The 11,562-nt window shown below is 73.4% G+C and carries 8 protein-coding genes; 5 read left to right on the forward strand and 3 right to left on the reverse strand.

Going from position 1 to position 11,562, the window contains the following annotated elements:
• Positions 1–227 precede the first annotated feature (227 nt).
• Both ABZ914_RS36145 and ABZ914_RS36150 read right to left on the reverse strand, forming a co-directional pair.
• On the reverse strand, positions 228–539 hold the full coding sequence (locus tag ABZ914_RS36145; protein WP_500198798.1) for a hypothetical protein: 312 nt from the start codon (positions 537–539) through the stop codon (positions 228–230).
• A gap of 434 nt (positions 540–973) precedes the next feature.
• Positions 974–1,777 (reverse strand): DUF6668 family protein, encoded by an 804-nt coding sequence (locus tag ABZ914_RS36150; RefSeq protein WP_500198800.1) that lies wholly within the window; start codon positions 1,775–1,777, stop codon positions 974–976.
• A gap of 374 nt (positions 1,778–2,151) precedes the next feature.
• Between ABZ914_RS36150 and ABZ914_RS36155 the strand changes: the two genes are divergently transcribed.
• From ABZ914_RS36155 to ABZ914_RS36175, 5 genes are all read left to right on the forward strand, one after another.
• Positions 2,152–3,384 carry a lytic transglycosylase domain-containing protein gene (locus ABZ914_RS36155; RefSeq protein ID WP_500198802.1) on the forward strand — a complete coding sequence of 411 codons (1,233 nt, stop codon included), beginning with the start codon at positions 2,152–2,154 and terminating at the stop codon, positions 3,382–3,384.
• Between the two features lie 41 nt (positions 3,385–3,425).
• Complete coding sequence (locus ABZ914_RS36160; RefSeq protein ID WP_500198804.1) at positions 3,426–4,022, forward strand: hypothetical protein; 597 nt, start codon at positions 3,426–3,428, stop codon at positions 4,020–4,022.
• Between the two features lie 112 nt (positions 4,023–4,134).
• Positions 4,135–6,273, forward strand: coding sequence for a type IV secretory system conjugative DNA transfer family protein (locus ABZ914_RS36165; RefSeq protein ID WP_500198806.1), 2,139 nt, complete (start codon positions 4,135–4,137; stop codon positions 6,271–6,273).
• A 174-nt stretch (positions 6,274–6,447) separates the two neighbouring features.
• The gene (locus tag ABZ914_RS36170; protein ID WP_500198807.1) at positions 6,448–7,677 is read left to right on the forward strand and encodes a hypothetical protein; all 1,230 of its coding nucleotides are present in this window, start codon (positions 6,448–6,450) and stop codon (positions 7,675–7,677) included.
• Complete coding sequence (locus ABZ914_RS36175) at positions 7,677–9,458, forward strand: hypothetical protein (RefSeq protein WP_500198809.1); 1,782 nt, start codon at positions 7,677–7,679, stop codon at positions 9,456–9,458. The genes ABZ914_RS36170 and ABZ914_RS36175 overlap by 1 nt, the downstream gene beginning before the upstream one ends.
• Here the strand turns inward: ABZ914_RS36175 and ABZ914_RS36180 are convergent.
• The coding region (locus ABZ914_RS36180) for a transglutaminase TgpA family protein (protein WP_500198811.1) at positions 9,434–11,562 on the reverse strand (2,129 nt) is incomplete at its 5' end. The genes ABZ914_RS36175 and ABZ914_RS36180 overlap by 25 nt on opposite strands.

Here is an 11,562-nt window from a genome sequence, read left to right on the forward strand (position 1 = left end):
GCGGCCGGCCGGCGCGGGCACGGTGTGAGGGCCGCGCACGGTGCGGCATGCCGGGTCGCAGAAGGCCCCGCCAGCCGTTTGGGATCGTTCCAACGGGCCGACCGCTCCCCGGATCCCGCGAGGCGCCGCCGAAGCGCGGGTCGGGAGCGGGACGTTCGCACGCCGGGGCCGCGGGACTCGCTTGCGGCAGCGCCTTCCCCGTTCCGGGAAGGCCTGCCGAAGCTCCATCAGGTCGTTCCCACGAGTCCGGTGACGATCGCGGTCGCGCTCACGATGACGATGCAGCCGAATCCCACGATGATCAGGCTGCTCATGTGATTCCCTCCCTCGCCTCGCTTGTGCTGGATCGCCATCCTGCCGCCGATGATCACGAACCCCGCCACCCCGGCCCCGAGGGCGAAGTACACCCCCCACTTGAGGACCGTCACGAACGGCCCCGCGAAGGGCGGCTCCTCGCCCTGGCCAGGATCCGGGATGCCCGGTGCCGCCAGAATCAAGCTGGTCACGTGGTGGACCAGGGCGACCGTCCACGTGGTCATCGCATTAAGCATGTGCGTCCTCCGAGATGAGGCGACCGAACCTTCGATCGACCATGCGTAGGAGGGCGGCGATCCGCCCAGTTGCGAGGGGCCCCCGGAGCACAGAGGCCGGAAGGCAGGACCGGTGTGACCGGGTTGCGTCCGCCGATTGCATGAGTGATGACCCCCTCCCAGAAGGGGGTCGCGCCGGTCAACACCGATCCGGCGAGACGAACACCTCCCGAGCACCGTTCTGCTCTACGTTCAGGACGGTCCGCGAGCCGGGGCGATCGGCAACCCCCGGCGGGCATATATCCGGCGAAAAATTCGACGCCGACGTGGACCGTCCCCGCGAGGGGCGCCGCCGAGCGGGCGGAGACGGCCGAGTACGTGCCGGCGGGAGGTCCGCGGCACAGCGGTCGGCACCGGCTCGGGCCGCCGGGCCGACCGTTCCCTCACCCTGCGATCAAACCGTTCACCTCATGGATCATGCGTGCGTAGGCCGAGGGCGGTTTCATCTTGTCCGGCGGATCGCCGAGGCGGAACGCCTCCACCCAGGGCAGCTCCCAGAGCCGGGGGACACCGCCGGCGATCAGGCGGACGAGGTCGGACAGCGGCTTCGGGCGCTTCCCGGGGGCGTCGGCGATCACCACCAGGCCGAGGAGCTGCACGCCCGGGAGCACGCCCGAGGCCCACTGGGCCACCGCGCCCTGGGCAGCCAGCAGCCCCGCCGCGTGGCTGCGCGCGACCAGCAGCACCCGGGAGTGCCCGGGCGGTGCGGGGACCGGCCAGTAGCGTCCCGCGCTCGCGCTGTTGGTGAGGAGAGCCGCCAGCGTGGACGTGCCGGCTCCGCCATGGCAGGAGGAGAGCCAGACGTCCGGGCCTTGGCCGCTGTAGGTGACCAGCCCGAGAGCGCTCTGCGGCGAAGGCGCTCGATCCGCGGGTATGACCGCCTGCGCGACGAAGCCTTGGCCGGGCGCCGCCGCCTGCTGCGCGTACCCCTGCGGCGCCGCCTGCTGCGCGTACCCCTGCGGTGGCGCCTGCTGCCCGTATCCCTGCGGTGGCGCCGCCTGCCGGGCGTATGCCTGCGTTGGCGCCGTCTCCTGCCCGTACCCCTGGGGCGGCGCCGTCTCCTGCCCGTACCCCTGGGGCGGCGCCGGCTGCTGCCCGTACGTCTGCGGTTGCGTGCCCGGCATCGCCGGTGGGGCCTCGCTGCCGATCCCCTCGTACGCCTGGGCGCCGCTCGGTGATGGCGGCATTCCCATGGCCTCCTCCGGAGTGAAGTCACAAGCGACTTTGCGCGTACGGGTTCGACCGTCCGTGGTTCGCCGCCAACTTCAACCTCGGGATACACCCGTCTCTGCGGATTTCGACGCTGCGTGACGGCTCGGTCACTCTACCGGCCGGTCAGGGGCGATCCCCGGGGCGAGGCCGCCGGAGGCACCTTGCGTATCCGCCCGATGACCACACTGTCTTGGTCGGTGGGCGCACTGTCTTGGTCGGTGGCGCAGGGAGGTGGCACATGCCCGGAGAGCGGGCCGACGGCGAGGGTCCGCGCTCCGCCGTCCGGGACGGACGGCGACGTCACCGCCGCCCTCGCCCACGTCATCGACTGCCCGAAGGATAGTTCCCGATGAGGAAGTACAGCCTGGTGAACCTCATAGCCTATTCAGGCTGCCTGGGCGTATTGCTCATCGTGGTGATGTTCGTCGCCGTCGTGACCGTGGCCAGCCAGAAACTCCTTTCACCTTTCCAGGCCGCATGCGCACCGGCGGACGGCCCGGGCCCGGAGCAACTGAGCAACGCGCCGAAGCCGAGCCCCAAGACGACGGGCCCGAGCGCTTATCCCGCCGCGTACACCGTGCGCCCCGCTTCCCTGCCGTCCGGCGGCAAGACCGTGCAGAACGTCGCCCTGACCCGCGCCGACGCCGCGAACAGCATCCCCACGCCCTATTTCAAGCTCTATAAAGCCGCAGCGGCGGACAAGAGGTTCGGCGGAATTCCCTGGTCCCTGCTCGCCGGAATCGGGAAGGTCGAGACCGACCACGGCCAATCCGATCTTCCGGGCGTCAAGTCAGGGGAGAACTACGCCGGCGCGGGCGGCCCGATGCAGTTTCTGCAAAGCACCTGGGAATCCGTAACCCCGTACACCGTAGCGATCGACGGACCCACCTTCGGTCCGGATGGCAACCCCGATGGCAAGCCCGATGGCAAAAAGGACCGCTACGACCCGTCGGATGCGATCTTCACCGCGGCCAACTACTTGCACCACAACGGCGCACCCGCACAGGTCAGAAAAGCGATCTTCGCCTACAACCACTCCAACGACTATGTGAATCTGGTGCTGTCGTGGGCCAAACGCTACGACAAGAACTTCTCCCTCACTCCCGGGAACCCCTCCCAGGTCTCCTGCGGCGGCGGGTTCGGCGCGGGCGGCAGCTATGCGCCCGGATCGGTCTGCCACGACGCCGCGGGATTCGTCGCGGGCCACATCACGAAGCGGATGGCCTGTGTACGGGACCAGATCAAGACCAAGTTCAAGGTGCCCCGCGGTATCGGCTGCTACCGCGCCGACGGCGGCATCGCCGGCGGCGGCGAGCACCCCCTCGGCCGCGCCTGCGACTTCATGATCAGCTCCGGGTCGCCCAAACCCGACGAGGTCAAGCTCGGCTACGACATCGCCAACTGGGCCAAGGCCAACGCCAAACGCCTCGGGATCGACTACATCATCTACCGCCAGCACATCTGGAACCCCGCCCGGGCCAAGGAGGGCTGGCGGCAGATGGAGGACCGCGGCGGGCTGACGGCCAACCACTACGACCACGTCCACATCTCCGTGCTGGCGGGCGACAAGTTCAACGCCTGACCCCCGCAGCACGCCTTGCGCACGAACTTCAGGAGGTGCCCATGGCCGCCCCCGGCCGCCCCCCGCGCGTCGCTCTCCTCACCGCGCTCGCCTGCGCCGTGAGCGCGTGCGGCGTGGGGCACCGGGCCGCACCAGAGGCCACCAGCGCCTCCCCCACCGCCGCGATCTCCTCGCCCGCGCCCGCGTCCCCGACCTCGTCCCCGAGGATGCCCCGCGGCCTGCCCGACCTCTCCCGGCTCGACCAGAGCGACGCCACCGCGGTGTCCAAGGCGGCGCTCACCCTGATGTGGACCGTCGACTCGGCCATCGACCACGGCCAGCAGGACGCCTACCAGCGGGCGACCCCCCTCCTGGACAGCGTCTACAAGGCCGTCATCGATGGCCAAGGCGGCGGCAGCATGCCCGGGCTATGGAGCCGCCACCGTGCCTACGCCAAGGTTCGCCTCACCCGGCAGACCCCCTTGGGTGACGTCCCCGCCGACACGCCCAAGCTGGCGCACCGGCAGTGGCGGATCGACGTCACGCCCACCGGCCGAGACGGGTGGAAGGGCACCCCCGTCCACGCCACCGCGTTCGTCACCCTGCGCCGCGACGGACCGGACGCCCCGTGGCGCGTGTCGGCCGTGGGAACCACCTGAGCGGCGGGAGGGCACCGCATGACGAGGGCACGGCCGGTCGGCGCGCGGCGGATCCGGCGTTCGCCGCGGCCCGAGAACAGGCACATCCGGACCCAACGATCGAGGAGGTTCTGTGGCCGGTAATGACGACGATGACGTGTACACGCTCTTCTTCGGCATCGGTCTGCTGGTCGCGCTGCTGGGCGGAGCGGGCAGTTTCCTGACCTGGCTGGCGGGGCAGCTGTCCGGTGTCATCGCGGGCGGCGGGTGGCCGGACTCCGACCCCACGGACTGCCTGCGCATCGCCTTCAGGTTCGTGACCCATCCGAGCGACCCGCGGAGCGCGTGGCCGCCCGCCGCCGCGGCGGCTCTCGGGTCCGGACCGGTCTTCTTCTCCTTGCTCGCCGTGTTCCTCACGGTGGCGGCGGTGGGGACCTACTTTGCGGTACGGCTGTTCCTCAACTTCCGGCGCCGCAGGACGGTCCGCCGGTTCCGCCTCGGGTACGCCTCCGGCTGGGAGGTCCGCAAGCTGCTGAGCGCCCGGACCGTGCAGAACAAGGCCTGGCAGGCCCGCCCGTCGACGCACGGCCAGAACGTCCGGAAGATCAAGCCCGAGGAGGTCGGCTTCTACCTCGGGCGGGACATCCGGTCCCGGCGCAAGCTGTACGCGTCCATCGAGGACATGGCGATCATCATCTCCGCGCCGCGACAGGGCAAGGACGTGCACTTCGTCACGCCGTTCACCATCGACGCCCCGGGCCCCGTCATCGTCACCTCCAGCCGGCGGGAGACGTTCGTCAACACCGCCATGATCCGGGCGCAGTACGGCGAGGTCTATGTGTTCGACCCGTGGAACTGGACCGGATGGCCGAACCGCATGCGCTGGTCACCGCTGCAGGGGTGCGAGGACCCGAACGTGTGCGCGGTCCGGTCCGGCACGCTCGTGGAGGCGAGCGGCTTCTCGATCGGGCGGGAAGGCGGCATCGTGCTCAGCGGTGTCATCACCATCATCCGGTGCCTGCTGCACGCCGGCGCGATCGGCAGGGTCAACTTCCGGGAGGTGATGCGCTGGATCTACGAGGCGAACGGGGAGGAGGCGCTCGAGATCCTGCGGCAGGGCGAACAGGAGGGCCGGACCGCCCCGGGGTACACGGGGCAGCTGGAGTTCAACATGCGGGACGAGCGCCTGTGGTCCGGGGTGATGCAGGTCATGCATGCCTTCTCGCATCCCCTCGTCCTGGAGGACTGCTCGCCGGAACCTGGGGAGGAGTTCGACTTCGCCAAGTTCCTCAAGGGCCGGAACACCCTGTACTTCGTCGCGAAGAGGCAGCCCGACTGGGGCGGCATCGCCCCGGTCGTCACCACGATCCTCGAACAGTACTTCCGGTCGGCGCGCGGTGTGGCGATGAAGAACCCGACGGGTCGCCTCGACCCGCCGCTGACCTTCGAACTCAACCAGGTCGCCGACGTCTTCGTGTCGGGCGGCCTGCCGACCTACATGGGCGAGTCCGGTGGGTACTCCATCTCCGTGCACGTCTACCTGACGTCACTGGCGGAGGCCCGCGCCAAGTGGGGCGCGGACCGCACCGCGGCCCTGCTGGACAACGCCACCATGAAGATCATCTCGGGCGGCGCCGGAACGATCAAGGACATCTCCGACCTCTCCGACCTCGTGGGCAAGCACGAGGGGAAGCAGATCCTGACCCCCGAGGAACTGCGGACCATGCGCTTCGGCCGCGCCGTCGTCGTGGCCGGCACCGCGCGGCCTGTCGAAATGTGGCTGACCCCCTGGTGGAAGCGCAAGGACCGGGAGGCCATCGTCCGCGGCAAGGAGGCGGTCGAAGCGATGATCCGCCAGAAGGACTCACCGCCGCCGTACGCGCCGCCGCCGGCCGGCCCGGCACCGGCCGCCCTTCCGCCCCACGACCCGCCGCCGGACGCCTCGCCGACCGACACCCGGCCGACCGACACCCGGCCGAGCGACGACCCGCCGCCCCGGCCGACCGACACCTGGTCGAACGACGCCCGGTCGAGCGACACCCGGCCGAGCGACACCCGGCCGGGCGACGACACGTCGGCCGACGAACGAGCGGCCGACGAGCGAGCGACCGCCAGAACGGCGACCGACGAACGAGCGGCCGACCAGCGAGTGACGGCCAGAACGGCGGCCGACAGGCGAGCGGCCGACGGATCGGCGGACGCCGGTGCCGTCTCGGCACCCGCGGCCTCCGGGACGGGCGACGATGACGACGATTCGTCGATCGTGTGGTGAGGAGGCCGTCCGGGGTTGCGGCGAAGGCCGCCCGCCGGACGGTCCGTCTGTGGGCCTGACGTGCGGCGGCCGGTCCGGGCGGCCGGTGCCGCACCCGGCCGGAGCGCCGACCGGACCACAGAACCTCGCCGCCGACCCGATCACCTGGCAGGCGGCCGGACGCGGAAGGGCACCGTGACTCCCACCTCGCGGATCAAAGAAGAGTTCTACCTCCGGCGGACGGTCGGCGACGATGTCCCGCTGTTCGTGGACGCCACCCGGTACGCCCGGGACCGGACGCCCTACCCGCTGAGCGCCAAGCGGGCGCTGAAGGCCACCTGCGCCGTGCGGACGGACGACGAGGTGGTCGCCTTCAGCCTGCGCGACTACACCGCGCGGCAGGCCGAGCGGGAGGTCGAGCAGGTCGAGAACACCGTCGGCACGACGACGGTGACCCGGAGCAACGTGCTGCGGCCCCGGATGCCCCGCGCGACGCTGCGCGAGCTGGCCGAGGCGGCGCGCGCGTTCTCGGCGGTCCTCGGCGACGAGCTGATCGTCGAGCTGGAGGGCGACCTGTACGTCCTGGCGGTCACGGACGGGCGGGACGGGGCGGGCCTGGACCTCGTCGGCAGGCTCGCCGGGACGGTCGGCGGAGGGCACGCCCGGACGGGCGCCGCCGACACCGACGCCGAGTTCAAGATCCCGACGTCGGGGGTCCGGCTGCGCGTCTTCCTGCGCTCCCCGGTACGGCGGCGGCTCGTCGCCTACGCCTTCAGCGGCTACCTGGCCCGCAGGCCCGGCGAGCTCGAGACGCTGACCCGCGCCACCGCGCTGGCCCTCAACAGCGCCCACGACCTGGCGGCCTTCCGCCTGCTGTCCGGGCTCGGCCGCTTCGAGACGCCGCCCGCGCCAGGGCACGTCGCGAGCGAGCCGGGCATGTCGGCCGGCGGCGTCGCGTTCCCGGTGCCGGTCCGCCTGGCCATCGGCGACGGGACCCCCGCGGCCCGGGGCGACGTCGTCGCGGAGATCGATCTGGACCGGCTCGACCCGGTGACCGGCGGGCTGCTCATCCACCTGCGCGACGAGCTGACGTGGAATCCGGCGGTCGTCGGCTCCGTCCGGTTCGAGTCCTACCGGCAGGTGCTCCGCGAGGCCATCGGCGGGCTGATCGACGCGTCGTTCGGCGCCGGGGCCGTGCGGGACATCGCCTACGACATCATGCTGGGCGACGTCGACCGCGTCGCCGTCGCGGGCCTGCGGGCCGCCACGGCCGGCCTCCCGGTCCTGGAGGGCACGCCCGAGCGGGTCGAGGTGCGGCCCCCGCAGCCGGAGACCGGCCGCCCGGAGGCCGTCCAGCCGGAGGCCGTCCGCCTGGCCCCCTCACGTACGGACGCCGAGATCGCGGGAGCACTGAGGAAACTGTGATGGCAACTGCGCCCAACGTCATCGTGGCGGGGCATCCGGACCTCGCGCGGAAGCTGCGGAACACCGGCCGGTTCCCGGCGGTGTTCGACGTCGCGTCCGCGACCGCGCTGCGGGAGCTGTCCCAGAGCGGCAGGGTCGCCGCTCCGGCCACGTTCATGTTCGGCCCGGACTTCGACGAGGACCTCCCCGACGCGGGGGTGGCGGTCCTCGCCAACGGGTTGGCGGCGAGCGGGTTCGCCGTGCTCGCCCACTCCGTCTTCAGCGAGCGCGGCGACGTCTTCGACCCGCGGGTCATGGCGGACACCGGGCCGCTGACCATGGCGCAGCTGCTGGACCTGCTCTCCGGGACGGGCGCTCCGCCGGCGCCTCCGCAGAGGCGCCCGTCTGAACCGCCGCCTCCTCCCCGGCGCGAACTCATCTACGAGCCGCCGCCGGCCGCGTGGGCCACCCCCGCGCCGACGCACGCCGAGCCCGTCCCCGCTCCGCCCGTGGCCGCCCAGCCCCAGCCGCAGGCCCCGCCCGCCGAGGAACCGCCTCCCGTCCACGACGCCGACGAGGACGACCCGGACGACCTGCCGGAGTACGAGGCGCCGGAAGACGACGCCCAGCACGAATACGAGTACGAGGACGACGAGGACGCTTCGGACGACGAGGAGCACGGAGAATACGAGGAGCACGAAGAGCACGAAGAACGCGAGGAGGACGAGGGCTTCCAGGACGTCCTCGTCGCCGGTGAGCAGGGCCCGCCGGAGAGCCGCGAGCAGGAAGCGCTGCCCGAGTACGAGCACGAGTACGAGCACGAGCACGACCACCGGGACGTCGCCGAGACCCGCGCCGAGCCGCTCCCCTTCGTGCCGGCCGAGACCCGCGCCGAGCCGTTCTCGCCCGACCCGGCCGAGACCGTCGCCGAGCCTTACTCCTCCGGCCCCGCCGAGCCTTACTCCTCCGGCCCCGCCGAGCCTTACTCCCCGAGCCCGGCCGAGAACTACTCCCCGGGCCCGGCCGAGAACTACTCCCCGGGCCCGGCGGAGAGCTACTCCCCCGGTCCGGCGGAGACCCGTGCCGAGCCGCAGGGTGGCACCGACTGGATGTGGAAGGAGACGGCGCCGGAGCCCGACCACTACGCCGGCCCTCAGCCGGAAGCCGACCACTATGCGGCCATGCCGCCGGGGCCTGGATGGCAGGGCGGGCCGCCGCCGGTACCGCCCGCGCCCGTCCCGGCGCAGGGAGCGGCGGCGCCGGCGGGCTCGCGTGGCCGCGGCAGGATCGTGCTGATGGCCGGGGCGGTGTTCGTGCTCGTCGCAGGGCTGATGGCCGCGGCCGTGCTGGCGGTCGGGCCGGGGAAGGAGAAGGGGCGCCCGGAGGCGGCCACGTCCCCCGAGTCCTCGCCCGATTCACCCGCCCCCACGTCTTCGGGGGCCAAGTCTCCGGCTCCCACGTCCTCTGGCGCCGCGTCCCAGGCCCCGTCGTCCAAGCCCACGGCGGTGCGGCCGGCCGAGCAGTACAAGCCGACCGGGGTGCGCATCGTCGACAGCCGGATCTCGATCGAGGTCAGCTGGAAGGACGCCAGCGGCGGCAAGGCCGCGTACTACGTGGTCGGCGGCCCGGCGGGGCAGCGGCCCTCGACCCTGGCCAACACCAAGCAGGGAGCCACGAAGGTCGTGGTCGCCGCCCTGAACCCGAGCGTGGAGTACTGCCTGACGGTCGTCGCCGTCGTGGACGTCGACCGGGTCGCCTACGCCCAGCCGATCTGCACTCACCGCGGCAAGCGCGAGGGCTGAGCCGCCCAGAGCGGTGCGCGCGGGTCCCACCACCAGGTGAGGCGGCGCGGGAGCGGCCGGGAGCGCCGCAGCCCGGCGGCCAGGGAGCGGACCTCCGCGACCGCGAAGGCCGCGTCGTCCGGGGTGACCGCCCCGCCGAAACCGGCGGCGTCCACCAGCCCGGCCATCCTGCGCAGCCGCGCCGGGTCGGCGTTCGGCAGTTCCCGGGCAAGCCGCTCCGACATCTCGGGAGCGGTGGCGGACGCGGGCACGGTCAGGCCCGCGATGCGCATCGCCACCAGCAGCTCGGTCCACGCCGCCAGGATCCGGCCGGACGCCGGGCCCCGGCGCAGCCGCCGGAACCGGATCGCCCGCAGCGACGGGACGCCCAGCAGCACGGCCAGCAGGGCGACCAGCAGGATCCCGGGTAGGACGAGCAGGAGCGTCCCGCCCGCGCCGCCCGACCGCGACCGTCCGTGGCGGCCCGCGCCGTCGCCGGCGGCGTCCTGGCTGGGGGCCGTGCTCGGGTGGGCCTGGGCGCCTTCCGCCTGAGCGACGGAGCGCGGCTTCGTGGCCGCCTGCGAGCGCGTGCGCGGGTTCGGGTCGAACGGCACCCAGCCCAGGCCCTCGAAGCGGATCTCGCCCCAGGCCACCGCGTCGCCGGTGCGGACCACCCGGTCGTCGCCGCCGCTGCCCGGCCCGAACCCGACGACCACCCGGCTCGGGAGCCCGGCCTCCCGCGCGAGCACGGCGAACGCGCTGGCGAACTGCTCGGACGTCGCGCCGCCGCCCTTCTTGCCCGGTGCCACCAGCAGCCGGGAGAGCTCCTTGTAGCCGTGCCCGCTCGGGGCTCCCGGCTGGAAGCTGTAGGACTTGCGCAGGTACTCGGCGAGGCGGGACGCGCGCTGGTACGCGGTGCCGTCCCCGGCGGCGGCGAGGGCGATGTCGGCCAGCTTCGGCGGCGCGCCGGGCGGCAGCCGGAGGTAGCGGTCGTACCCGGAGCCGGAGGCCGCGGACGCGTGGTCCGCCTGCCGGCCGCTCCAGTCGGGGACGTCGCCGGTCGCCGAGTACGTCCGCCCGGCGACCGGGCCGTCCGAGGACAGCAGCGTGCCGGACTCCTCGTCGGCGCCGACGCCGATGCCGTTCACGCGGGTGGCGGTGCCGGGGACCGGCACCCACTGGCCGGGCAGGCCGCTGACCGAGACGCGGACCGTGGTCCGCACCGTCTTCGGGGGCGTGCCCGCCGCGGGCGGCAGGACGGACCCGCCGGGACGGTACGTGCTGTCGGGCAGCCAGACCGGTCCGGTGAACTCGCCGAGCGCGACCCATCGCAGGGTCGTCCGCGGACCCTTCACCTGCATCAGGGGCGCGTCGGGCTGGGCGGACCAGGACGACAGGTAGGAGAGCGGATTGCGGAGCTCGACCGGCGTCTCCGGGGCGGCGGCCTTGCGCGGGTCCTCCGCCCGTGCGGGCCAGCCGTCCAGCGCCCCGGACGCGGCGGCCGCGTAGACGGCGCCGGGCAGCGCCACCACGCACGCCGCGGCGGCGGCCACGGCACCGATGCGCGCGCGCCACCGGCGCTTCCCGGCCGCGGGTTCCATGCCGGGCAGCGGTACGGCGAGCCCGGCGCTGGCGGTGTCCGGACGCGCCTGCGGAGCGGTCAGCAGCAGCACGGCCGCGGCGACGGCGGCCAGGGCGGCCGACCAGTAGCCCGGCCCGCCCGCTCGGGGGTTGAGCGCCGCGGCACCGCACAGGACCACCGCGCCGGGCAGCAGCGCCGGCAGGACGCGGCCGTCGCGGCGCAGCACCGTCGCGATCGCGCCGGCCAGCCAGACCGCCGCCACCGGGAACGCCAGCAGGTCCACGGTCGCCGGGGCGTGCGGCGCGGTGGTGAGGATGCGCGCGCCGGAGTGCAGCACCGCGTCGACGGCGGCGGGCACCGGGCCCTTGACGGGTCCGGGCGCCCAGGCGGCGAGCGCGACGAGCCAGACCGCGGCCGCCGGCAGCCCGGCCGGGATCGCGGCGGGCCCGATCCCGCGCGTCAGCCGGAGCACCGCCGACGTCACCGCGACGGCCAGGACCGCGGTGGCGGCCAGCACCGCGAACGCCGGGAGCGGCCGGTCGT

It is taken from the genome of Spirillospora sp. NPDC046719 (assembly GCF_040645715.1).
GTDB lineage: Bacteria > Actinomycetota > Actinomycetes > Streptosporangiales > Streptosporangiaceae > Spirillospora.

What these genes read in the sequence shown, in the direction of transcription:
- ABZ914_RS36145 (WP_500198798.1), bottom strand. Translation starts at nt 539, where the DNA reads ATGACCACGTGGACGGTCGCCCTGGTCCACCACGTGACCAGCTTGATT.
- ABZ914_RS36155 (WP_500198802.1), top strand. Translation starts at nt 2,152, where the DNA reads ATGAGGAAGTACAGCCTGGTGAACCTCATAGCCTATTCAGGCTGCCTG.
- ABZ914_RS36150 (WP_500198800.1), bottom strand. Translation starts at nt 1,777, where the DNA reads ATGCCGCCATCACCGAGCGGCGCCCAGGCGTACGAGGGGATCGGCAGC.
- ABZ914_RS36175 (WP_500198809.1), top strand. Translation starts at nt 7,677, where the DNA reads ATGGCAACTGCGCCCAACGTCATCGTGGCGGGGCATCCGGACCTCGCG.
- ABZ914_RS36160 (WP_500198804.1), top strand. Translation starts at nt 3,426, where the DNA reads ATGGCCGCCCCCGGCCGCCCCCCGCGCGTCGCTCTCCTCACCGCGCTC.